Origin of the sequence: Paraburkholderia sp. EG286B (assembly GCF_040965655.1) — a bacterium.
Lineage (GTDB): Bacteria > Pseudomonadota > Gammaproteobacteria > Burkholderiales > Burkholderiaceae > Paraburkholderia.
Genome location: NZ_JBFRCF010000012.1, coordinates 22,264 through 43,161, shown reverse-complemented (window position 1 = coordinate 43,161; position 20,898 = coordinate 22,264). Strand labels below are relative to the sequence as shown.

Below are 20,898 nucleotides of genomic sequence, written 5' to 3'. Positions count from 1 at the left end.
ATAGAAGGCGGACGTCCTCCACAAGGGGGCGTCCGCCTTCGCACATTCAGCCGTTGCGCCAGGGTCACTCTTGATTCTTTCAAAAAAATTACTTTGATAAACTGGCGGCGGTTCTTGTACCGGAGAAAACAATGCAAATCAAAAAGACCGCCGCACTGCTCGCACTCCTTGGTTGCGTCGCCACCAGCGCTTTCGCGCAGGACGCGGGCACGCTCAAGAAGATCAAGGACACGGGCGTCATCTCGCTGGGGCACCGCGAGTCGTCCATTCCTTTTTCGTACTACGACGACAAGCAGAATGTGATCGGCTACTCGCAAGACTACGCGATGAAGATCGTCGAGGCAGTCAAGCAGAAGCTGAACATGCCTAACCTGAAGGTCAAGCTGGTGCCCATCACCTCGCAGAACCGCATTCCGCTCGTGCAGAACGGCACGGTGGACATCGAATGCGGCTCGACCACGAACAATGCCGAACGTCAGCAGCAGGCCGCCTTCTCGAACACGATTTTCGTAATCGGCACGCGCCTCATGACGAAGAAGGATTCGGGCGTCAAGGACTTCGCCGACCTCAAGGGCAAGACCGTCGTGACGACGGCGGGCACGACGTCCGAGCGCCTCCTGCGCAAGATGAACCAGGACAAGAGCATGGGCATGAACATCATCAGCGCGAAGGACCACGGCGAGTCGTTCATGACGCTCTCGACGGGCCGTGCAGTGGCGTTCATGATGGACGACGCGCTGCTCGCGGGCGAGCGCGCCAAGTCGAACAATCCGGGCGACTTTGTGATCGTTGGCCAGCCGCAGTCGCGTGAAGCGTACGGCTGCATGATGCGCAAGAACGACCCCGAGTTCAAGAAGGTCGCCGACGACGCCATCGCCAAGGTCCAGACCTCGGGCGAAGGCGAAACGATCTACAAGAAGTGGTTCGAGTCGCCGATCCCGCCGAAGGGTCTCAACCTGAACTTCCCGATGAGCGAAGACATGAAAGCGCTGTTCAAGAATCCGAACGACAAGGCGATCGATTAACACGGCCCCGGCCGGTCGACCCGCATTTTGCGTTTAGCACGGAACGGAAGAAGCGCCGCTTCTTCCGTTCTTTTTCTTGGAGTCTCTTGATGTCCTATCACTGGAACTGGGGCATTCTGCTCAGCCCGGTCTCGACGGGCGAACCCACCACGTACCTCGGCTGGATTCTTTCCGGCCTCTGGGTGACGGTCTCGGTGTCGCTGTGCGCGTGGGTGATCGCGCTCATCGTCGGGTCGTTCTTCGGTGTGCTGCGCACGGTGCCGAACAAATTTCTCGCGGGAGTCGGCACAGTTTATGTGGCGATCTTCCGCAATATCCCGCTTATCGCGCAGTTCTTCATCTGGTACTTCGTGCTGCCGGAAATCGTGCCGCAAGCGCTCGGCAATGCGTTCAAGCAATCGCCGCCGGGCGTGCAGTTCTTTTCGGCGTCGGTCGTGTGTCTCGGGCTCTTTACCGCGGCGCGCGTGTGCGAACAGGTGCGCTCGGGCATCAACGCGCTGCCGCGCGGCCAGCGCGCAGCCGGCCTCGCCATGGGCTTCACGCAGTGGCAGACGTACCGCTATGTGCTGCTGCCGGTGGCGTATCGCATCATCGTGCCGCCGCTCACCTCCGAGTTCCTCAACATCTTCAAGAACTCGGCGGTCGCCTCGACGATCGGCCTGCTCGATTTGTCGGCCCAGGCGCGTCAGCTCGTCGACTACACGGCGCAAACCTATGAGTCGTTCATCGCCGTCACGCTCGCTTACGTGATCATCAACCTCGTCGTCATGACGCTCATGCGCTGGGTCGAGGCGAAGTCGCGTCTGCCCGGCTACATCGGAGGCAAGTGATGCATCACTTCGACTGGAGCGGCATTCCCGGCGCGCTGCCCACCCTGTGGACGGGCGCGATCATCACGTTCAAGATCACGCTGTGCGCGATCGTGGTCGGCATTCTCTGGGGCACGCTGCTCGCGCTCATGCGGCTTTCCAGCGTGAAGCCGCTCGAATGGTTCGCCAAGGGCTACGTCACGATCTTCCGCTCGATCCCGCTCGTGATGGTCCTGCTGTGGTTCTTCCTGATCGTGCCGCAGGTGCTGCAAAACGTGCTGGGTCTGTCGCCCGACATCGACATTCGCCTCGCGTCCGCGATGATCGCGTTCTCGCTGTTCGAGGCCGCGTATTATTCGGAGATCATTCGTGCGGGCATTCAGGCGGTGCCGCACGGGCAGGTGAACGCTGCGTTCGCGCTCGGCATGCGCTACGGCCAGGCCATGCAATTCGTGGTGCTGCCGCAGGCGTTCCGCGCGATGGTGCCGCTGTTGCTGACGCAGGCCATCGTGCTGTTTCAGGACACCTCGCTCGTGTACGTGATCAGCCTCGCCGACTTCTTCCGCACGTCCACCAATATCGGCGACCGTGACGGGACGATGGTCGAAATGGTACTGTTCGCGGGCGCGTGTTATTTCGTGATTTGCGTGATCGCGTCGAGCCTTGTCAAAGGTCTTCAGAAAAAGGTCGCAAGATGATTTCAATTAAGAACGTTTCGAAGTGGTACGGCCATTTCCAGGTGCTGACCGACTGCACGACGGAAGTGAAGAAGGGCGAGGTGGTGGTGGTGTGCGGGCCCTCGGGCTCGGGCAAGTCCACGCTCATCAAGACCGTCAACGGGCTCGAACCGTTCCAGCAGGGCGAGATTCTCGTGAACGGCGAGTCGGTGGGCGACAAGCGCACCAATCTCTCGAAGCTGCGCTCGAAGGTGGGCATGGTGTTTCAGCACTTCGAGCTGTTCCCGCATCTGTCGATTACCGAGAATCTCACGCTCGCGCAGATCAAGGTGCTCGGCCGCGGCAAGGACGAGGCCACCCAAAAGGGCCTGAAACTGCTCGACCGCGTGGGCCTGCGCGCGCACGCCGACAAGTTCCCGGGCCAGCTCTCGGGCGGCCAGCAGCAGCGCGTGGCGATTGCGCGCGCGCTGTCGATGGACCCCATCGCCATGCTGTTCGACGAGCCGACCTCGGCGCTCGACCCCGAGATGATCAACGAGGTGCTCGACGTGATGGTGGAGCTTGCCCAGGAAGGCATGACCATGATGTGCGTGACGCACGAAATGGGCTTTGCGAAGAAGGTCGCGCACCGCGTGATCTTCATGGACAAGGGCGCCATCGTCGAGGACGACCAGAAGGAAGCCTTCTTTGCGAGCCCGAAGTCGGATCGCGCGAAGGATTTTCTGGCGAAGATCCTGCACTGAGGCTTCGCACGCTTCGAAAACAAAGCCGCGCTCGATGCGCGGCTTTTTTGTTTCTGGCGTCGCCCGGCTTACTCGCCCCAGGTTTGCAGTGCGTCCACGGCTTCCGGGTCGATCTCGCGCGGCTGCCCGGCGCACGGCGCGCTGGCCGACGCGTCGAGCGACGGGTTGGCGAGCTTGTCGAGCACCTTCTGCGGCACCGGCACGCTCGCCTGGGCGATCACGTCGCCGTGCTGGAACATCAGCAGGTCGCCGGGGGCGAAGCGCGTCCAGACCTCGTTGTCGGTGAGCGGCGCGGTGGCGATCACGGCCACGCGGTCCTCGGGCGTCGTGTACTTGGCGAAGTCGATGGAGACATCGGCGTCGACGAGATGGGCCGTCGAAAACGGCCAGCGTCGTACGAGATAGTAGAGATGCGTCGAGCAATGCGCGAACAGCGCCTGGCCGTTCGACATCAGGAAGTTGAAGACGCCGAACTGCGTGACCTCGCGCGTGAGCGACTCCAGCGCGGCGAACAGCTCGGCGAGCGGCGGCTGCGCACCGGGGAACGCCTTGCGCAAGCCTTGTAGCAGCAGGCAGAACGCGCGCTCGCTATCGGTCGTGCCAACCGGCTGGTAGACGCCCGACATCACCGGATTGAAGTCCTGAAGGTCACCGTTGTGCGCGAAGATCCAGTGCCGGCCCCACAGCTCGCGCTGGAACGGATGACTGTTCTCGAGCGCGCAGTTGCCTTGCGTGGCCTTGCGGATGTGGGCGATGGTGTTGCGCGACTTGATGGGGTAGTGCTTGACCATCTCGGCAATCGGCGAACGTGCCGAGGCCTCGTTGTCGATGAAGAGGCGGCAGGCCTTGTCCTCGAAGAACGCGATACCCCAGCCGTCGGCGTGGTGATCGGTGGCGCCGCCGCGCGCCGCGAATCCTGTGAAGGAGAACGTGACGTCCGTCGGCGCGGCGCAATTCATTCCGAGAAGTTGGCACATGGTACTGATGGTGCGTAATGCGACTGGGACGGCTGAGGCGGCGGCTGCAGTGGTAGGCGGGACCCGCCGTCGACCCGTTACAATGATGATTTTCCAAGCATATCACCGGCCTGCGGGTCGCCAATACGAAATTTGTCGGATGCATTGCAGGCCTGCGTAGAAGGGCGCGTGCCGGGGGCGATGCAACGCGGATTGTCGTGTGCACGCGACGGTGCGGGCAACGCGTGGGTCGTATCAGCATCGATCGTCGCCGCGTTTTTCCCCGTGATATGCCCGGAATTTCCGGCAGCCTGAGCGCGTTTCAAGCGAACTTGCCGCCGTTCATTCATACCGCTGTTGGTTCACTACCGCGCCTGACTCTTGCCATGAACGCCTCTTCCCCCACGACTCTCACGCTCGCCCGCCCCGACGACTGGCACCTGCACGTGCGCGACGGCGCGATGCTCGCGGCCGTGCTGCCGCATACGGCGCGCCAGTTCGGCCGCGCGATCATCATGCCGAACCTCAAGCCGCCGGTCACGACGACCGAGCAGGCCGCCGCCTACCGCGAGCGTATTCTCGCGGCGCTGCCGGCGGGCTCGACGTTCGAGCCGCTGATGACGCTCTATCTCACCGACAACACGCCCCCCGAGGAAATCCGCCGCGCGAAGGCGAGCGGCTTCGTGCATGGCGTGAAGCTGTATCCGGCGGGCGCGACGACGAATTCGGACGCCGGCGTGACCGACATCCGCAAGTGTGCGAAGACGCTCGAAGCCATGCAGGAAGTGGGTATGCCGCTGCTCGTGCACGGTGAAGTGACGAGCGCCGACATCGACCTGTTCGACCGCGAAAAGGTCTTCATCGACCGCGTGATGATTCCGACGCGCCGCGATTTTCCGGGCCTCAAGGTGGTGTTCGAGCACATCACGACGAAGGACGCCGTCGACTATATCCGTGCCGATCATGGCGCGCCCGGCCTGCTCGGCGCGACGATCACCGCGCATCATCTGCTCTACAACCGCAACGCGATCTTCCAGGGCGGCATTCGTCCGCATTACTACTGTCTGCCCGTGCTCAAGCGCGAGACGCATCGCGTGGCGCTCGTGGACGCGGCGACGTCGGGCGATCATCGCTTCTTCCTCGGTACCGACAGCGCGCCGCACCCGAAGGGTCTGAAGGAGCACGCGTGCGGTTGCGCGGGCTGCTACACGGCGCTGCACGCGCTCGAGCTCTACGCCGAAGCGTTCGACAACGCGGGCGCGCTCGACAAGCTCGAGGGCTTCGCGAGCTTCTACGGCGCAGACTTCTACGGCCTGCCGCGCGCGACCGAAACGGTCACGCTGCGTCGCGAGAGCTGGACGCTGCCCGCCGAAGTCGAGGCAGGCGGTACGCCCGTCGTGCCGCTTCGCGGCGGCGAGACGATCGGCTGGAAACTCGCTTGAACGAGGCGGGGCAGGGCGTGGCTGCGGGCGCAACGGTCGCGCCGATCGGGGCAGTCGATGCGCACGCACCGATGCCCGCGCGCGCCCCGCGCCGAACGATGCCGCTGGGCAGTTTCACCGACATCGACTGGACCCGCCCGTGGTTCGCGCAACACGAAGCGCGCGGCGGGCGCTGGCAGCAGGCCGCGCTGGCGGGCTACGCGGCGTACCTGGCTGAACTGAACGGCGATGCGCGGGCTGCCGCCCAAAGCACGGGCCGCGGCCAGCCGCTGCGCTTCATCGCCCAGGACGACCTGCCCGAGGGCTCGGCCTACGAGGCGCACATCGCGGCGACGGGCTGCGTGCCGACGCGCCACAACCTCCACGACTTCTTCAACGCGCTCGCCTGGTTCGCGTTCCCGCGCATCAAGGCGACGCTGAACGCGCGCCAGGCCGCGGCGATCGACGTGCTGGGCGTGGGCCCCACGCGCGGCGGCGTGCGCGACGCGCTCACGCTGTTCGACGAGAACGCGGTGCTCTTTGCCTCATCCGATGCGACGCTGGTCGAGGCGTTGCGCGGCTTCGACTGGCGCACGCTGTTCGTGGCGCAGCGCGCAGGCTGGGAAGCGGCTTTCGGGGAGACGATCGGCGCGGCGCGTTGCGAAGTCCGCGTGTTCGGCCACGCGCTGCTCGAAAAGATGATTTCGCCTTATGCGGCGTGCACGGCGCACGCCTGGGTGATCGAGGTGCCGCAAGCGTACTTCACGTGGCCGCGCGCGCAACGCGACGCGCATCTCGACGAAACAGTGAGCGTGACACTCGCCGCCGACGCGGCGCCTGACGCGCTCAATGGGCGCAGCTTCGCGCCGCTGCCGGTGCTCGGCATTCCGGGCTGGTGGGCGCAAAACGAGGATCCGTCGTTCTACGACGACGCCACCGTCTTTCGCGCCGGCCGCCGGACGCGCTAAAAGCCAGGCGGGCGGCAATCGATCCGGCCCCCGGCGCGGCGCGCCCACCCGTGCTAATATCGCGCCTCGCAAAGCAGGCTAGGCAGTCGCGGCTCCGAGGTTTCGGCCAAAGAGGCGAGGAAAGTCCGGACTCCACAGGGCAGGGTGATGGCTAACGGCCATCCGTGGCGACACGCGGAACAGGGCAACAGAGAACAGACCGCCGATGGCCCGATTTCGGTCGGGATCAGGTAAGGGTGAAACGGTGCGGTAAGAGCGCACCGCGTCTGCGGTGACGTAGACGGCACGGTAACCTCCACCCGGAGCAATTCCAAGTAGGCAGGCGCGCATCTTCGGGATGCAGGATGGGGCCCCCATTCCGTCTGCGGGTAGGAAGCTTGAGCGCGTCAGCAATGGCGCGCCTAGAGGAATGGCTGCCACGCGCGGCGCGTCTTCGGACGCGGCGTGTGCACAGAATCCGGCTTATCGGCCTGCTTTGCAGCCTCATTCATGCAAAAAGCCGGCGCGGTTCTTCGCAGAACCGCGCCGGCTTTTTTCTTTTGCCGCCGATTTTTGCCGCAGAAATTAAGCCGCGACGATCTCGAACGTATGCGTGATCTCGGCGGTCTTGCCGATCATGATCGACGCCGAGCAGTACTTGTCGTGCGAGAGGTTGATCGCGCGCTCCACGGTGGCCGGGTTCAGGTTCTTGCCGGTCACGGTGAAGTGGAAGTGGATCTTCGTGAAGACCTTGGGGTCTTCGCTTGCGCGCTCGGCCTTGAGCGTCACGCTGCAGCCGCTCACTTCCTGGCGGCTCTTCTTGAGGATCAGCACCACGTCGTAGGCCGTGCAGCCGCCGGTGCCGAGCAGCACCATTTCCATCGGCCGCGGCGCGAGGTTGTGGCCGCCGCCTTCCGGTGCGCCGTCCATGTTGACGAGATGGCCGCTGCCCGTTTCGGCCGCGAACGCCATGCCGTCCTGACCCATCCAGCTAACTTTGCATTCCATATGCGTGTGCCCCTGCGCGGTTTCTTGATTCAGACGGCATTGTAGCCCGCACCTTGCTGGTATGTCCGGGGGGACACGGCGGCGCGCGGCTTAGGCCTCGTGCTTGAATGTTGCGTCGCGGCATCCTATGGACAAGACGGATTTCCCTTGTGCAATTAGGGGTTTCGCTCTAGTTGTCTCGCATGCTTTTCGCAAGGCGAGTTTCCAATGCACTGATTTTTAAGAATTTTTCTGCCGACGTGCTGACTTAAGCGAATTTCACATTGTGGTTTTGGATTTCGCAATGCAAATGGTCTTGCGCCGCACAAGGCCCATCCGTATAATTCGACTCATTGGTTGTCGTGCTTCACGACACCTCAGCATGTCTCCTCCACCCTCCTCCAAAGAGTGGATTAAGCCCGAACAAACGCGTTCGGGCTTTTTTTCGTCCGCGGCCCCCGTTTTGCCCGCCTCTGCGCCTACAGCAAGCGATTTTTTGACTCGCCGCCGAATTTCCCTTTATAATCGTAGGTTCTCCGCATCCATGTCCGCGCGGAGACGGGGAAACTCGAACCAGGGAGAGCCTGCGCCGACGTCAACGAGCGTCACCACACAAGCAGGACCAAAACAGGGCACAGCATTTTTTTTGGATCGATCATGAAGACTTTTTCCGCCAAGGCACATGAAGTGCAGCGCGAATGGTACGTGATTGACGCGACGGATAAGGTTCTCGGCCGTGTCGCCAGCGAAGTGGCACGCCGTCTTCGCGGCAAGCACAAGCCTGAGTTCACCCCGCACGTCGACACTGGTGATTTCATCATCATCATCAACGCCGGCAAGCTGAAGGTCACGGGCAACAAGACCACCGACAAGAAGTACTACCGTCACTCGGGTTACCCGGGCGGTATCTACGAAACGACGTTCGGCAAGATGCAGGAACGCTTCCCGGGCCGCGCGCTCGAGAAGGCCGTGAAGGGCATGCTGCCGAAGGGCCCGCTCGGCTACGCGATGATCAAGAAGCTGAAGGTCTACGCAGACGCAACGCACCCGCACTCGGCGCAACAGCCGAAGGCGCTCGAGATCTAAGGGGAGCCCACATGATCGGTAACTGGAATTACGGTACGGGCCGCCGCAAGAGCGCCGTCGCTCGTGTCTTCATCAAGTCGGGCAAGGGCGAGATCGTCGTCAACGGCAAGCCCATCGCCGACTACTTCTCGCGCGAAACGTCGCTCATGATCGTGCGTCAACCGCTGGAACTCACGAACCACGGCACGACGTTCGACATCAAGGTGAACGTGACGGGCGGCGGCGAAACCGGCCAGGCCGGCGCAGTTCGCCACGGCATCACGCGCGCGCTGATGGACTACGACGCAACGCTCAAGCCGGCACTGTCGCAAGCTGGCTTCGTCACCCGTGACGCACGTGAAGTGGAACGTAAGAAGGTCGGTTTCCACAAGGCACGTCGCCGCAAGCAGTTCTCGAAGCGTTAATTTCGCATTGGCGCTTTGTGCCTGCGCCCCTCGCGGGGTGCAGCGCAGCTGCAAAAGCCGTCCGCGCTTCGTGCGCCGGGCGGCTTTTTCGTTTGTTTTTTCGTTTTCGTCGGCGCGCCGCACGTGTGGCGCACAAGCTGCGACAATCTGGAGAAACCCCTTGATTTCGTGGGCTTAAGCACGATATCGGGAAGAGCCCTACAATAGCGGCTAGAAGCTTTTTTGGAGAGTTCGAATGAGCGCTGTCACCGAAACTACCGCGACCGAAATGCCCGGTCCCTTCGTTTTCACCGAAGCAGCGGCTGACAAGGTCAAGCAACTGATCGACGAGGAAGGCAACCCGGAGCTGAAGCTGCGCGTATTCGTGCAGGGCGGCGGCTGCTCGGGCTTCCAGTACGGATTCACGTTTGACGAAACGGTCAACGAAGACGACACCGTGATGAACCGCAACGGCGTCCAGCTTCTGATCGACTCGATGAGCTATCAGTACCTCGTCGGTGCCGAGATCGACTACAAGGACGATCTGAACGGCGCGCAGTTCGTCATCAAGAACCCGAATGCGACCACCACGTGCGGTTGCGGTTCGTCGTTCTCGGTCTGATCGATTTGCTGCAATAAAAAACGGGGCTTCGGCCCTAATGCCGTTCAGTTAAGCAACTGAACGGCATTTTTGTTGGTGGAGCAAAGGGGTTGTAAACACGTCGCGGCGATGTTAACTTTCGTCGCCATGCTGGTTGACACCCTTCCCCTGCTTGTCGAGCGCACCCGCCATTCGAATGGGATAGGCTGGGACAGCATCTGCCATACGAATGGATTGAGCAGGCGGTCCAGGCTAGCGGCAGCGCCAGCATCCGGCGTCGCCGTCTGCCTGCGCAGCAGGTGGTGTGGCTGGTGATCGCCCTGGCGCTATACCGGCATCAGTCAGTCAGCGAGGTCGTTGACGCACTGGGGCTTGCGCTTCCCGCACCCGATGCGTCATTTGTCAGCAAGAGCGCCATCGCCCAGGCTCGACAGCGCACTGGCGCGGCGCCCCTGGCGTGGCTCTTTCACGAATGCGCCAGGAACTGGTCTGTGCAGGATCAGGCGCATTACCTCTTCAAGGGATTCTCGCTGTTCGCAATGGACGGCACCACGCTGCGCACGGCCGACAGTGCCGCCAACCGCAGGCACTTCGGGGCGTCCGTGGCCGCACATGACCGGTTGGGCAGCTACCCCCAGTTGCGCGCCGTCACGCTGACTGCCATTCCCACGCACCTGGTGCGCGACGCCGAATTCGGCCCTTACGACGTCAACGAGATGATCTCGGCGCGCCAGCTTGTTCCGCGCGTGCCGGAGAACTCCATTACGGTGTTTAACAAAGGGTTTCTGTCGGCCCAGTTGTTGTGCAATCTGGTCTCGGGCGGCGCGAACCGGCATTTCATCATTCCAGCCAAGTCCAATACGCGCTGGGAGGTGCTCAGCGGCGAACCCGGCGACCAGATGGTGCGCATGCGTGTATCGCCCCAGGCGCGAAAGGCCTGTCCGGAACTGCCTGAGTTCTGGCAAGCCCGTGCCGTGCTTGCCGTCGATGCGCGTGGCCGGCAGCGGGTATTGCTCAGCTCCCTGTGTGATCGAGAGCGGTTCGAGGCAACGGACATCGTGTCCTGCTACGCACGTCGCTGGCAGATCGAGACCAGTTACCGGGAATTGAAGCAGTCGATGCTGGGCATGGAGTTGACCCTGCGCAGCCAGACCGTTGACGGCGTCTACCAGGAGTTCTGGGGCGCCCTGATTGCCTACAACCTGATCCGGCTGGAGGTGGCGAAGGCCGCGCTTGAGGCCGGACGCGCCCCCGGGGACCTGAGCTTCATCCGCGCGTTTCACACGATTCAGTATGAGATGTCATGGGCAGCCGTGACCCGCTCGTACGGCAAACTTCCTGCGCTGCTTGTGCGCCTGCGCGAACGGCTCAAGCAGCTTGCCAACGAAAAACGGCCCGGGCGCTCTTGCGCCCGGGCCGTCAAGTCCAGACCTTTCCGCTACACCGTTCGGAACCTGAAACGGGACCTTAACTGAACGGCATTAGGGCTTCGGCCCCGTTTTTTATTGGCGCGCTTGTTCAGCGCGGATAAATCGCACCCAGCACGCGTTCGCCGGCGGCCCCGGTTACGGCCGCGAGATTGCCCGGTTCGCGCGCCACGCAGCGCATGGCGAGCCACGCGAAGGCAAGCGGCTCCACCTGGTGCGGCGGGACGCCGAGCGCCTCGGTGGTCGTGACCGGTACGCCCGCCACGCCGCCCGTTTCGAGCGCTTTTTGCAGCGCCGCCATCAATGCCGCATTGCGCGCGCCGCCGCCGCAGACATACACGGCACGGCAGTCGCTCGCGTGACGCTCGATCTCGCGCGCCACGCTCACGGCGGTTAGTGCGACTAGCGTGGCCTGCACGTCGGCGGCCGTGAGCGACTCGAAGCCCTTGAGTTTCTCGTCGAGCCACTGGGCATTGAAAAGATCGCGGCCTGTGCTCTTGGGCGGCTGCTGCTCGAAGAACGGTTCGTCCAAAAGGGCATTCAGAAGCGGCTGATGCAGATTGCCGCTGGCGGCAAACTTGCCGTTCTCGTCGTACGGCTTGCCCAGATGCCGTTCGGCCCACAGGTCGAGCAGGGCGTTGGCCGGGCCGCAGTCGAAGCCGCGCACGGCGCCCGTCGACGAGAGCACCGTGATGTTGCTGATGCCGCCAAGGTTGCAGACCACGCGCGTGTCCTCCTGCGAGCCGAACAGCGTCGCATGAAACGCGGGCACGAGCGGCGCACCCTGGCCGCCCGAGGCGACGTCGCGGCTGCGGAAGTCGGCGATCACGTCGATATGCGTGAGTTCCGCAAGCAGCGCCGGGTTCTGGATCTGCACGGTGTAGCCTTTCTCCGGCCGATGTCGCACGGTCTGGCCGTGCGCGCCGATCGCGCGCACCTCGGCGGGGGGCACGTTGCTCCCTCGCAGCAACTCGTGGCAGCACACCGCATAGCGGGCAGCCAGCGCGTTGCCGGCGAGCGCTTCGCGTTCGATCTCGTTCTCGCCTGGCTGCTGCAACGAAAAGAGCGCCTCGCGCAGCCCCTGCGCAAAGCCGACGAACGCCTCGGCCAGCACCACTGGCCGCTGGCCTGCCTCGAAGCGCACGGCAATGCCGTCCACGCCATCCATGCTGGTGCCCGACATCAGGCCGAAATACACGCCGTCGGCGGCGTGTGCGCTCTCGTTTCGTGCGTCGCGTGGCGCCACGTTGTGCTCCTTTATCAATGCCATTCAGTGCCCTGCGAGGGAATTATCGGCGCAATGCCTCTTGAGCGTAAGCCGAACGGCTGACTGTTGGCCATCTGTGCGTCGTGGGACGCTCATCGCGCTGCTCGATTGCGGGCGGCGCTGGAGCCTTGCGCGAAGTCAACCCGTTGACTGCGCTACGCGCGGTGCGTATAGTGAGCCTATACGCTATACGGAGAGCGCGCACCGACCCCAAGCCGGATCCTGGCTCCAGATCCACCCATGTTGGATCTGCTTAGTCTGGGGAGTCATGATCAAGTCGTGGAACCACAAAGGGCTCAAGGCGTTCTTTTTCACTGGCAACAAGGCGGGCATCCGGCCCGATCATGTACCGCGCCTGCGGCGTCAGCTGGCGCGGCTCGACGAGGCCGAGTCGCCCCGGGACATGAACGTGCCGGGCTGGCGCTGCCATGCGCTGGAAGGCCGTCTCGACGGCCATCACGCGATTCTCGTCAGCGGCAACTGGCGCCTGACTTTTGCGTTCGAAGGCCGCCACGCGGTCCTGGTCGACTATCACGACTATCACTGGGGCACGAGCAAGATGAACGACACGATACGCATGCACAACCCGCCGCACCCCGGCGAAACGCTGCGCGACGACATCCTCCCGGAGCTGGGGCTCACCGTAACGGAGGCCGCGGCGCAACTCGGCGTCACTCGCGCGGCGCTCTCGCGCGTGCTCAATGGCCGCGCCGGCATCTCCCCGGAAATGGCGCTGCGCCTCGAGGCATGGCTCGGCGAAGAGAACGGCGGCCGCGCCGATCTGTGGCTCGCCATGCAGGTTGCTTACGACCTTTGGCAGGCGCGCGCGAAGGGCGTGCCGCGCGTAGAGCGCGCCCCCGCCCGTTCCTGAGCGCTGGGGTTCGCGGCGCGTCGCGGGCTACCGCCGCGCGCGCGACCCGCAAATCTCGGCCCGGCGAGTCGAATCACGTAAAATTGCGGCCTAGACCCAGACTTAACGACAGAACCGATCGAAGCATGAGCAACGAGTCCACCTCCAGCAACGGCGCCAGCACCGGCGCAAAAGACGCCTTTCCGGTCACCGACGAAGTCCGTCACGCGCTTGCCGTCACGAAGCGCGGCGTGGACGAACTGCTGATCGAAGAAGAATTCGAGCAGAAGCTCGCCCGCAGCGCGGCCACCGGCAAGCCGCTGCGCATCAAGCTCGGCCTCGACCCGACCGCGCCCGACATCCACATCGGCCATACGGTCGTGCTCAACAAGATGCGCCAGCTGCAGGATCTCGGCCACAACGTGATCTTCCTGATCGGCGACTTCACCTCGCTCATCGGCGACCCGTCGGGCCGCAACGCCACGCGCCCGCCGCTCACGCGCGAGCAGATCGAATCGAACGCGAAAACGTACTTCGAGCAGGCCGCGCTCGTGCTAGACCGCGAAAAGACCGAAATTCGCTACAACAGCGAATGGTCGATGCCGCTCGGCGCCGACGGCATGATCAAGCTCGCGTCGCGCTACACGGTGGCGCGTATTCTCGAGCGCGAGGACTTCACCAAGCGCTTCCAGAGCGGCGTGCCCATTTCGATCCACGAATTCCTCTATCCGCTCATGCAGGGTTACGACTCGGTCGCGCTCAACGCGGACCTCGAGCTCGGCGGCACGGACCAGAAGTTCAACCTGCTCGTTGGCCGCGAACTGCAAAAGCAGTACGGCCAGGAGCAGCAGTGCATACTCACGATGCCGCTGCTCGAAGGCCTCGACGGCGTCGAGAAGATGTCGAAGTCGAAGAACAACTACATTGGCATCAGCGAGAAGCCCAACGACATGTTCGGCAAGCTCATGAGCATTTCCGACGTGCTGATGTGGCGTTACTTCACGCTGCTCTCGTTCCGTCCGCTGGACGAAATCGAAGGGTTCAAGCGCGAAATCGAAGCGGGCCGCAACCCGCGTGACTTCAAGGTGCTGCTCGCGCAGGAAATCGTCGCGCGCTTTCACTCGCAGGCCGACGCCGAGCGCGCGCTCGAAGACTTCAACCATCGCGCCAAGGGCGGCGTGCCGGACGACATTCCGTCGATCACGCTCGCGGGCGCGCCCCTCGCCATTGGCCAGTTGCTCAAGCAGGCGGGGCTCGTACCGTCCACGAGCGAAGCGCTGCGCAACATCGAGCAGGGCGGCGTGAAGATCGACGGCGCCACCGTCTCCGACAAGGGCCTCAAGGTCGAAGCGGGTGAGTTCGTCGTGCAGGTGGGCAAGCGCCGCTTTGCGCGCGTGACGCTCACGGCATGATTGCGCTGATCCAGCGCGTGCGCCGCGCCGAAGTGCGCGTGGCGCAAGGCGGCAGCGAGCGCGTGACCGGCGCGATCGGCCAGGGGCTGCTCGCGCTGGTTTGCGCCGAGCGCGGCGACACCGAGGCCAACGCCGACAAGCTGCTCGCGAAGCTGCTCGGCTATCGCGTGTTCAGCGACGCGGCGGGCAAGATGAACCTGAGCGTGCAGAACATCGACGGCAACGGCGCTCCCGGCGGCCTGCTGCTCGTCTCGCAGTTCACGCTCGCGGCCGACACGAACAGCGGTCTGCGCCCGAGCTTCACGCCGGCCGCGCCGCCCGAAGAGGGGCGGCGTCTATTCGATTATTTCGTCGCCGCCGCGCGCGAGAAGCATACGACTGTCGAGACCGGCGAGTTCGGCGCCGACATGCAGGTGTCGCTCGTCAACGACGGCCCCGTCACGTTCTGGCTGCAAGTGCGCAACTGAACCCTGTGTTTTTGACCATGCGCTTCTGACCATGAACACGCAGATTCTCTTTATCCGCCACGGCGAAACGGACTGGAACCGTATCAAGCGCATCCAGGGCCATATCGACATTCCGCTCGCGCAAAGCGGCGTGGCGCAGGCGCGGCAACTCGGCGCGCGGCTCGCGAACGAAGTGCAGTCGGGCGCGCGGCTCGACGCCATCTGGTCGAGCGATTTGCTGCGCGCGCAACAAACTGCGCAGCCCATCGCCGAAGCCCTGGGGCTGCCGGTGCAGCTCACCGAAGGCCTGCGCGAGCGCAACTATGGCGCGTTTCAGGGCCACGACAGCGACGAAATCTCCGAGCGCTTTCCGGACGAGTACGCGCACTGGCAAACGCGCGATCCTGGCTTCGCGCCGCCCGAAGGCGAGTCGCAGCGCGAGTTCTACCACCGGGTGCTGCACGCGCTCGAGCCGATCCTGGCCATGCATCCGGGCGGCCGTATCGCGTGTGTCGCGCACGGCGGCGTGCTCGACTGCGTGTACCGTTTCGCGAACGGCCTCGCGCTCGACGCACCGCGAGCGTGGCCGCTCCTCAACACGAGCGTGAACGTCGTCGATTTCGAACGCGGCGAGTACGTGACGCAGGCGCGCGTCGTCGCCTGGGGCGATGTGGCCCATCTGGGCGGCGTCAGCGCCGACGACGGCTTCAAGCGAGCGCCCGAAGCCGGGCGCTAACGTGTCTTTTCAGGCAGCGCGGTGCCTGGCCGCGCTGTCCTGTTCTTCCCGCCATTCCCCTCCCTGCGCCGCTCCCGTGTCTCGGCAACGCTGCGGCCCCATCGATTTCCTTTCCGCTCGCTTGCGGGTTCTTTTCAAAGCCCAACCACGAAGTTAAGCGTCCTGCTAATATTTGTCCGACCTTTGGGCGCGCTGGCCACCGGGCTCCATGCCCGGCCCGGCGTTGAAGAGGGACGCGCGCGCATGACAAGCGCGAGGGCGCGTGCCCAAGGTTCGAACGGGTATTCCAAGAAAACACGCAGGAGAAAGTTCAATGACGTTCAAGCTTCACAAGCTGCTGCCGGTGAGCGCAGCGGTCATGGCGCTCGCAGCGCTGTCGGCCAGCAATACGGCGTCGGCCGACCAGGTCGTCAAGATCGGCCACGTCGGTCCTCTCACGGGCGGTTCGGCCCACCTCGGCAAGGACAACGAGAACGGCGCGCGCCTCGCCATCGAGGAAATCAACGCCAAGGGCCTGACGATCGACGGCCAGAAGATCACGCTCGCGCTCGACGCCCAGGACGACGCCGCCGACCCGCGCCAGGCCACCCAGGTCGCGCAGAAGCTGGTAGACGACAAGGTCGTGGCCGTGATCGGCCACCTGAACTCGGGCGCGTCGATCCCGGCATCGAAGATCTACAGCGACGCCGGGATCGTGCAGATCTCGCCGTCGTCGACCAATCCTTCGTACACGCTGCAGGGCTTCAAGACCACCTACCGCGTCGTCGCGACCGACGCCCAGCAAGGCCCCGCGCTCGCCGATTACGCGGCCAAGAGCCTGAACGTGAAGACCGTGGCCGTGGTCGACGACTCGACCGCCTATGGCCAGGGCCTCGCGAACGAGTTCGAGAAGACGGCAAAGTCGCTCGGCATGAAGGTGCTCTCGCACGACGCGACCAATGACAAGGCCGTCGATTTCCGCGCGATCCTCACGAAGATCAAGGGCGAGAACCCGGACGCCATCATGTACGGCGGCATGGACGCCACGGGCGGCCCGTTCGCGAAGCAGGCGCGGCAACTCGGTCTGCGCGCGAAGGTGCTGTCGGGCGACGGCGTGTGCACGGAAAGCCTCGCGGAACTCGCGGGCGCGGCGACGGACAATATCGTCTGCTCGCAGGCCGGCATGGCGGTCGAGCGTATGAACGGCGGCGCGGCGTTCGCGGCGAAGTACCAAAAGCGCTTCGGTCACCCGATCGAATTCGATGCGCCGTTCACGTATGACGCGGTGTACATCGTCGTCGACGCGATGAAGCGCGCGAATTCCACCGACCACGCGAAGATCCTCGCGCAGATCCCGGGCACGGACTACAAGGGCGTGATTGGCGAGACGACCTTCGATTCGAAGGGCGACCTCAAGCACGGCGTGATCTCGCTCTACAACTACAAGGCAGGCAAGAAGACGCTGCTCGACGTAGTGAAGATGTAAGCACGCGAGCGCGCGCAGTCGCATCGGCGCGCCGCAGATGAACCGGCCAACCTGTGCGAGCGGGTCGGCCGTTTTTTATTGCGCAGCGCTTACTTCGCGGCCGTTGCCGCCGCTCGTCGCCGCGCGCGTTTGGAGACGCCGTTGACGAGCGCCCAGCGTAATACCGGCGCGACGGCGAGCATGCCGGGCCGCACCATGGCGCGGCGCGCGAAGGCGAATGTGTCGAAGCCGAGCATCTGCTGGGCGAAGGGCGGCAACAGGTCGATGCCCGCGTTCCTGATCAGCGCGCCGGCGGGGCGCATCCCCGGGCGCGGCGCGGGCGCTTCCATGAGCACGCGCACCACTTCGAACGTGCGATCGCTCGCGACGAGTTCGGGTTGCATCGACTGCAGATACGCGGCGATTTCGGCGCGCGAGCGCGGCACGTTCGTCGCGCCCAGCAGTTCGGCAATGCGCGCGACTTCGGCGTAGTACTGATCCTGCGTCTCACCGGGCAGCGCGGGATTCACGAAGCGCAAATACGCGCCGAGAAAGCTCGAGACTTCGGCCACGTGCACCCAGGTCAGCAACGCAGGATCGCTTGCACGATAGGGGCGGCCATCGGGCCCGGTGCCCGTCACGGCGAGGTGGATCCGCTTGACGCGTTCAATCAGCGCCAGCGCGTCGGCGCGGCTGCCGTAAGTCGTACCGGCGATGAAGGTCGCGGTGCGTCGCAGCCGCCCGAGAATGTCGATGCGAAACGTCGAATGGTCCCACACACCGGCGAGCGCGAGCGGATGCAGCGCCTGCAGCAGCAGCGCGCTGACGCCGCCCGCCATCATTGCGGCGAAATCGGCATGGACCTTCCAGCAAACGGCGTCGGGGCCGAAGAGGCCGGGGTCGCCCGGCGGATTCGAGTAATCGAGTTTCGGGCCGCTGCCCGTGGTGAGATGCGTGATGTTTTCGGCGAGCGTCATGCGCAGGCGGCGCGCGAGCTGACCGGCGAGGCTGGTCGGTTCAGGCGCGTTGGGAGGGAGGCCGGCGTGATCGGACATCGTGCTCTCGCTCGCGCTGCGTTGAGGCTGGTGCGCCTTACGACGCGTCCGGTTCCCAGTCGCCGCCCGTCGATGCGTCGTCCGGCACCGTGAGGCCGAAGTGGCGGTAGCTGAGTTGCGTGGCCACACGGCCGCGGGGCGTGCGCTGCAGATAGCCCTGCTGGATCAGATACGGTTCGAGCACGTCCTCGATCGTGTCGCGTTCCTCGCCGATGGCGGCGGCAAGGTTGTCCACGCCCACCGGACCGCCGTCGAACTTGTGCAGGATGGCTTCGAGCAGCTTGCGGTCCATCAGGTCGAAGCCGACGGGATCGACATCGAGCATGCGCAGTGCGGCGTCGGCGACCTTCGCGGTGATCGCGCCGTCTGCCTTCACCTCAGCGTAGTCGCGCACGCGGCGCAGCAGGCGGTTGGCGATACGCGGCGTGCCGCGCGAGCGGCGGGCGATTTCGAGCGCGCCATCGGGGTGGATCTGCGCGCCGAGCAGCGAAGCCGAGCGCTGCACGATGCGCGAGAGCTCGCCCGCGTTATAGAACTCGAGGCGCGAGACGATGCCGAAGCGGTCGCGCAGCGGGTTCGTGAGCATGCCCGCGCGCGTGGTCGCACCCACCAGCGTGAACGGCTGCAAGTCGAGCTTCACGCTGCGCGCGGCCGGCCCTTCGCCGATCATGATATCGATCTGGTAGTCCTCGAGCGCCGGATACAGGATTTCCTCGACGACCGGCGAGAGCCGGTGAATTTCGTCGATGAAGAGCACGTCGTTCGCTTCGAGATTGGTGAGCAGCGCCGCGAGATCGCCCGCACGCTCTAGCACGGGGCCCGACGTCTGCCGCAGATTGACCCCCATTTCGCGCGCGATGATATGCGCGAGCGTGGTCTTGCCGAGGCCCGGCGGGCCGAACAGCAGCACGTGGTCGAGCGGTTCGGAACGGCGCTTCGCGGCCTCGATGAAGATCTCGAGCTGGCCGCGCACCTTTTCCTGGCCGACATATTCGTCGAGCTGGCGCGGGCGCAACGCGCGTTCGAACGCTTCCTCATGAGTCGAGGCGGGCGTGGCGGCGATCACGCGGTCGGCGCCGGCGTGGTTGGCGGCGAGTTTGTCGGTTTCGATCATGCAGCGATTGTACCGCGCAGACTCTGCGACGGCGGGGCCGTCCAGGGCACCACGATGGCGCCGCAACTAACAGCCCGCCTCAGCGTGCGCGAGGGTGATCAGGCCTTGGAAAGCGCCTTGAGCGCGAGCTTGATGCCTTCCGAAACGCCGGTGCCGGCGGGCACGTTCTTGATCGCGGCGAGCCCTTCCTTCTCCGAATAGCCGAGCGCGAGCAACGCGTTGAGGATGTCGTTCGCGTGGTCGGAAGGCGAAGCGGCGGCGGCCATCGCGCCGAGGTCCGCGCCGAGCTTGCCCTTGAGTTCGAGCAGCAGGCGCTCGGCCGTTTTCTTGCCGATGCCGGGCACGCGCGTGAGGCGCGCCGCATCCTGCTGCGTGACGGCTTGCGCCAGGTCATTCACGCTCATGCCCGAGAGCACGGCGAGCGCCATGCGTGCGCCGATGCCGCTGATCTTGAGCAACTCGCGAAACGTCGAGCGTTCCTCCTGCGTGCCGAAGCCGAACAGCAGATGCGCGTCTTCGCGCACGATCATCTGCGTGAGCAACACGATTTTTTCGCCGTTGCCGGGCAGGTTGTAGAACGTGCTCATCGGCACGTCGACTTCGTAGCCGACGCCGTTGCAGTCGACGAGCAGGTGCGGCGGGTTCTTTTCCAGCAATACGCCGGCAATGCGACCGATCATGGCGGGTTCTGTGATGAGGGAAAGCTCAAGAGTGTAGCGGAGGGCAGGGCCGTCCGGAGCGCGCGGCCAGAACGTTGGCCGTCCGGCCAGGCGCATCGGCCATGCATTCAGCCTATCAACCGTCCGCGGCGTACCCGCATGCCCTTTTTCGCGAGCGCAGGCGCAAGCCCGCCGAGCGTGGCAAGTGCATCGCCGCCGTGCGCGTGGCAGATCGCCATGCCGAGCGCGTCGGCGGCATCGGTGCCGGGCGTGCCCGTGAGGGCGAGCAGGCGCACGACCATCTGCTGCATTTGTTCCTTGGTCGCGCGTCCGTAGCCCACCACGGCCTGCTTGAGCTGCAGCGCGGTGTATTCGGCCACCGGGACGCCGCCCGAAACCAGCCCGCAAATCGCTGCGCCGCGCGCCTGGCCGAGCAGGAGGGTCGACTGCGGATTGACGTTGACGAAGACCTTTTCGATCGCGGCCTGGTCGGGCGCGTGCTGGCGGATCAGCGTGGAAACGCCTTCGAAGATGGTGCCGAGGCGCGTGGGCAGATCGGCATCGGCGGTGCGGATGACGCCGCTAGCGACGTACGTGAGCTGATGGCCGTGACGTTCGATCACGCCGAAGCCGGTGACGCGCAAGCCGGGGTCGATGCCGAGAATTCTCATGAAATGCGGGAAAGACGGATGTGCCTGCGATGGTACAACGAACGGCACAGATGCCGCGAGCCTTGAAGGCGCGGGCGAACGAGGCGCGCCACGCAAAGAAAAAGCCCGCGAGACGCGAGTCCGGCGGGCTTTGCACAAGCGGCGTGTCACGTGCAGGTCACGCGCCGCACGCAACCAGGGCG

General features: G+C 64.5%; 23 protein-coding genes, 1 other RNA gene and 1 pseudogene. 17 read left to right on the top strand and 8 right to left on the bottom strand.

The window, feature by feature from the left end; all coding sequences use genetic code 11:
- The first annotated feature begins 131 nt into the window (after positions 1-131).
- The 4 genes from AB4Y42_RS25110 to AB4Y42_RS25095 all read left to right on the top strand — a co-directional run bounded on the left by AB4Y42_RS25110 (position 132) and on the right by AB4Y42_RS25095 (position 3,254).
- Positions 132-1,025: a glutamate/aspartate ABC transporter substrate-binding protein gene (locus AB4Y42_RS25110; RefSeq protein WP_342919373.1), complete on the top strand. Its 894-nt coding sequence runs from the start codon at positions 132-134 to the stop codon at positions 1,023-1,025.
- 89 nt (positions 1,026-1,114) lie between these two features.
- Positions 1,115-1,855, top strand: coding sequence for an amino acid ABC transporter permease (locus AB4Y42_RS25105; RefSeq protein WP_133182381.1), 741 nt, complete (start codon positions 1,115-1,117; stop codon positions 1,853-1,855).
- Positions 1,855-2,532, top strand: a complete 678-nt coding sequence (gltK, locus tag AB4Y42_RS25100; protein ID WP_368695678.1) for a glutamate/aspartate ABC transporter permease GltK — start codon at positions 1,855-1,857, stop codon at positions 2,530-2,532. Before AB4Y42_RS25105 ends, gltK begins: the two co-directional genes overlap by 1 nt.
- Entirely contained in the window at positions 2,529-3,254 is a 726-nt protein-coding gene (locus AB4Y42_RS25095; protein WP_342919370.1) for an amino acid ABC transporter ATP-binding protein, read from the top strand. The genes gltK and AB4Y42_RS25095 overlap by 4 nt, the downstream gene beginning before the upstream one ends.
- Before the next feature lie 68 nt (positions 3,255-3,322).
- Here the strand turns inward: AB4Y42_RS25095 and AB4Y42_RS25090 are convergent, their stop codons facing one another.
- Positions 3,323-4,231 carry a class II glutamine amidotransferase gene (locus AB4Y42_RS25090; RefSeq protein WP_133182387.1) on the bottom strand — a complete coding sequence of 303 codons (909 nt, stop codon included), beginning with the start codon at positions 4,229-4,231 and terminating at the stop codon, positions 3,323-3,325.
- A gap of 77 nt (positions 4,232-4,308) precedes the next feature.
- Positions 4,309-4,560 carry a hypothetical protein gene (locus AB4Y42_RS25085; RefSeq protein ID WP_368695677.1) on the bottom strand — a complete coding sequence of 84 codons (252 nt, stop codon included), beginning with the start codon at positions 4,558-4,560 and terminating at the stop codon, positions 4,309-4,311.
- Positions 4,561-4,596: 36 nt separating this feature from the next.
- On the opposite strand from AB4Y42_RS25085, the gene pyrC reads away from it, so the two are divergent.
- The 3 genes from pyrC (at position 4,597) to rnpB (ending at position 7,080) form a co-directional block, all read left to right on the top strand.
- Positions 4,597-5,652: a dihydroorotase gene (gene pyrC / locus AB4Y42_RS25080; protein WP_368690189.1), complete on the top strand. Its 1,056-nt coding sequence runs from the start codon at positions 4,597-4,599 to the stop codon at positions 5,650-5,652.
- Between the two features lie 71 nt (positions 5,653-5,723).
- Positions 5,724-6,599 (top strand): DUF3025 domain-containing protein, encoded by an 876-nt coding sequence (locus tag AB4Y42_RS25075; RefSeq protein WP_368695775.1) that lies wholly within the window; start codon positions 5,724-5,726, stop codon positions 6,597-6,599.
- Between the two features lie 70 nt (positions 6,600-6,669).
- Positions 6,670-7,080: RNase P RNA component class A (gene rnpB / locus AB4Y42_RS25070), an RNA gene on the top strand.
- An 83-nt stretch (positions 7,081-7,163) separates the two neighbouring features.
- Here the strand turns inward: rnpB and AB4Y42_RS25065 are convergent.
- Complete coding sequence (locus tag AB4Y42_RS25065; protein ID WP_027795839.1) at positions 7,164-7,586, bottom strand: OsmC family protein; 423 nt, start codon at positions 7,584-7,586, stop codon at positions 7,164-7,166.
- 636 nt (positions 7,587-8,222) lie between these two features.
- Between AB4Y42_RS25065 and rplM the strand changes: the two genes are divergently transcribed.
- The 4 genes from rplM (at position 8,223) to AB4Y42_RS25045 (ending at position 11,110) form a co-directional block, all read left to right on the top strand.
- Complete coding sequence (gene rplM / locus AB4Y42_RS25060; RefSeq protein WP_027795838.1) at positions 8,223-8,651, top strand: 50S ribosomal protein L13; 429 nt, start codon at positions 8,223-8,225, stop codon at positions 8,649-8,651.
- Positions 8,652-8,662: 11 nt separating this feature from the next.
- Positions 8,663-9,055, top strand: coding sequence for a 30S ribosomal protein S9 (rpsI, locus tag AB4Y42_RS25055; RefSeq protein WP_028209425.1), 393 nt, complete (start codon positions 8,663-8,665; stop codon positions 9,053-9,055).
- A 235-nt stretch (positions 9,056-9,290) separates the two neighbouring features.
- A complete protein-coding gene (gene erpA, locus AB4Y42_RS25050) occupies positions 9,291-9,656 on the top strand; it encodes an iron-sulfur cluster insertion protein ErpA (protein WP_042262553.1) in 366 nt (121 codons plus the stop codon).
- 185 nt (positions 9,657-9,841) lie between these two features.
- Positions 9,842-11,110 carry an IS4 family transposase gene (locus tag AB4Y42_RS25045; RefSeq protein ID WP_368695774.1) on the top strand — a complete coding sequence of 423 codons (1,269 nt, stop codon included), beginning with the start codon at positions 9,842-9,844 and terminating at the stop codon, positions 11,108-11,110.
- A gap of 43 nt (positions 11,111-11,153) precedes the next feature.
- On the opposite strand, the gene AB4Y42_RS25040 is transcribed toward AB4Y42_RS25045, so the two are convergent.
- On the bottom strand, positions 11,154-12,308 hold the full coding sequence (locus AB4Y42_RS25040) for an anhydro-N-acetylmuramic acid kinase (protein WP_368695676.1): 1,155 nt from the start codon (positions 12,306-12,308) through the stop codon (positions 11,154-11,156).
- A gap of 289 nt (positions 12,309-12,597) precedes the next feature.
- On the opposite strand from AB4Y42_RS25040, the pseudogene AB4Y42_RS25035 reads away from it, so the two are divergent.
- The 6 genes and pseudogenes from AB4Y42_RS25035 to AB4Y42_RS25010 all read left to right on the top strand — a co-directional run.
- Positions 12,598-12,873, top strand: a pseudogene (locus AB4Y42_RS25035) (type II toxin-antitoxin system RelE/ParE family toxin); the annotation flags it as partial.
- Positions 12,874-12,888: 15 nt separating this feature from the next.
- The gene (locus AB4Y42_RS25030) at positions 12,889-13,200 is read left to right on the top strand and encodes a HigA family addiction module antitoxin (RefSeq protein WP_368690366.1); all 312 of its coding nucleotides are present in this window, start codon (positions 12,889-12,891) and stop codon (positions 13,198-13,200) included.
- A 125-nt stretch (positions 13,201-13,325) separates the two neighbouring features.
- Positions 13,326-14,591, top strand: coding sequence for a tyrosine--tRNA ligase (gene tyrS, locus AB4Y42_RS25025; RefSeq protein ID WP_342919364.1), 1,266 nt, complete (start codon positions 13,326-13,328; stop codon positions 14,589-14,591).
- Positions 14,588-15,058 carry a D-aminoacyl-tRNA deacylase gene (gene dtd, locus AB4Y42_RS25020; protein WP_201694296.1) on the top strand — a complete coding sequence of 157 codons (471 nt, stop codon included), beginning with the start codon at positions 14,588-14,590 and terminating at the stop codon, positions 15,056-15,058. Before tyrS ends, dtd begins: the two co-directional genes overlap by 4 nt.
- Positions 15,059-15,089: 31 nt before the next feature.
- Positions 15,090-15,773 carry a histidine phosphatase family protein gene (locus AB4Y42_RS25015; protein ID WP_368695675.1) on the top strand — a complete coding sequence of 228 codons (684 nt, stop codon included), beginning with the start codon at positions 15,090-15,092 and terminating at the stop codon, positions 15,771-15,773.
- 313 nt (positions 15,774-16,086) lie between these two features.
- The gene (locus AB4Y42_RS25010) at positions 16,087-17,238 is read left to right on the top strand and encodes a branched-chain amino acid ABC transporter substrate-binding protein (protein WP_368695674.1); all 1,152 of its coding nucleotides are present in this window, start codon (positions 16,087-16,089) and stop codon (positions 17,236-17,238) included.
- Between the two features lie 89 nt (positions 17,239-17,327).
- Here the strand turns inward: AB4Y42_RS25010 and AB4Y42_RS25005 are convergent, their stop codons facing one another.
- The 4 genes from AB4Y42_RS25005 to ruvC form a co-directional block, all read right to left on the bottom strand.
- Positions 17,328-18,272: an oxygenase MpaB family protein gene (locus tag AB4Y42_RS25005; RefSeq protein WP_368690194.1), complete on the bottom strand. Its 945-nt coding sequence runs from the start codon at positions 18,270-18,272 to the stop codon at positions 17,328-17,330.
- A 37-nt stretch (positions 18,273-18,309) separates the two neighbouring features.
- Positions 18,310-19,386: a Holliday junction branch migration DNA helicase RuvB gene (ruvB, locus tag AB4Y42_RS25000; protein ID WP_042262539.1), complete on the bottom strand. Its 1,077-nt coding sequence runs from the start codon at positions 19,384-19,386 to the stop codon at positions 18,310-18,312.
- 98 nt (positions 19,387-19,484) lie between these two features.
- Complete coding sequence (gene ruvA / locus AB4Y42_RS24995) at positions 19,485-20,066, bottom strand: Holliday junction branch migration protein RuvA (protein ID WP_368695673.1); 582 nt, start codon at positions 20,064-20,066, stop codon at positions 19,485-19,487.
- Between the two features lie 107 nt (positions 20,067-20,173).
- Complete coding sequence (gene ruvC, locus AB4Y42_RS24990) at positions 20,174-20,716, bottom strand: crossover junction endodeoxyribonuclease RuvC (RefSeq protein ID WP_028201962.1); 543 nt, start codon at positions 20,714-20,716, stop codon at positions 20,174-20,176.
- Between the last annotated feature and the right edge of the window lie 182 nt (positions 20,717-20,898).

Excerpts from the sequence above, each read along its gene's own strand:
- AB4Y42_RS25110 (WP_342919373.1), top strand. The coding sequence starts at position 132 with ATGCAAATCAAAAAGACCGCCGCACTGCTCGCACTCCTTGGTTGCGTC.
- AB4Y42_RS25105 (WP_133182381.1), top strand. The coding sequence starts at position 1,115 with ATGTCCTATCACTGGAACTGGGGCATTCTGCTCAGCCCGGTCTCGACG.
- gltK (WP_368695678.1), top strand. The coding sequence starts at position 1,855 with ATGCATCACTTCGACTGGAGCGGCATTCCCGGCGCGCTGCCCACCCTG.
- AB4Y42_RS25095 (WP_342919370.1), top strand. The coding sequence starts at position 2,529 with ATGATTTCAATTAAGAACGTTTCGAAGTGGTACGGCCATTTCCAGGTG.
- AB4Y42_RS25090 (WP_133182387.1), bottom strand. The coding sequence starts at position 4,231 with ATGTGCCAACTTCTCGGAATGAATTGCGCCGCGCCGACGGACGTCACG.
- AB4Y42_RS25085 (WP_368695677.1), bottom strand. The coding sequence starts at position 4,560 with ATGAATGAACGGCGGCAAGTTCGCTTGAAACGCGCTCAGGCTGCCGGA.
- pyrC (WP_368690189.1), top strand. The coding sequence starts at position 4,597 with ATGAACGCCTCTTCCCCCACGACTCTCACGCTCGCCCGCCCCGACGAC.
- AB4Y42_RS25075 (WP_368695775.1), top strand. The coding sequence starts at position 5,724 with ATGCCCGCGCGCGCCCCGCGCCGAACGATGCCGCTGGGCAGTTTCACC.
- AB4Y42_RS25065 (WP_027795839.1), bottom strand. The coding sequence starts at position 7,586 with ATGGAATGCAAAGTTAGCTGGATGGGTCAGGACGGCATGGCGTTCGCG.
- rplM (WP_027795838.1), top strand. The coding sequence starts at position 8,223 with ATGAAGACTTTTTCCGCCAAGGCACATGAAGTGCAGCGCGAATGGTAC.
- rpsI (WP_028209425.1), top strand. The coding sequence starts at position 8,663 with ATGATCGGTAACTGGAATTACGGTACGGGCCGCCGCAAGAGCGCCGTC.
- erpA (WP_042262553.1), top strand. The coding sequence starts at position 9,291 with ATGAGCGCTGTCACCGAAACTACCGCGACCGAAATGCCCGGTCCCTTC.
- AB4Y42_RS25030 (WP_368690366.1), top strand. The coding sequence starts at position 12,889 with ATGAACGACACGATACGCATGCACAACCCGCCGCACCCCGGCGAAACG.
- tyrS (WP_342919364.1), top strand. The coding sequence starts at position 13,326 with ATGAGCAACGAGTCCACCTCCAGCAACGGCGCCAGCACCGGCGCAAAA.
- dtd (WP_201694296.1), top strand. The coding sequence starts at position 14,588 with ATGATTGCGCTGATCCAGCGCGTGCGCCGCGCCGAAGTGCGCGTGGCG.
- AB4Y42_RS25015 (WP_368695675.1), top strand. The coding sequence starts at position 15,090 with ATGAACACGCAGATTCTCTTTATCCGCCACGGCGAAACGGACTGGAAC.
- AB4Y42_RS25010 (WP_368695674.1), top strand. The coding sequence starts at position 16,087 with ATGACGTTCAAGCTTCACAAGCTGCTGCCGGTGAGCGCAGCGGTCATG.
- AB4Y42_RS25005 (WP_368690194.1), bottom strand. The coding sequence starts at position 18,272 with ATGTCCGATCACGCCGGCCTCCCTCCCAACGCGCCTGAACCGACCAGC.
- ruvB (WP_042262539.1), bottom strand. The coding sequence starts at position 19,386 with ATGATCGAAACCGACAAACTCGCCGCCAACCACGCCGGCGCCGACCGC.
- ruvA (WP_368695673.1), bottom strand. The coding sequence starts at position 20,066 with ATGATCGGTCGCATTGCCGGCGTATTGCTGGAAAAGAACCCGCCGCAC.
- ruvC (WP_028201962.1), bottom strand. The coding sequence starts at position 20,716 with ATGAGAATTCTCGGCATCGACCCCGGCTTGCGCGTCACCGGCTTCGGC.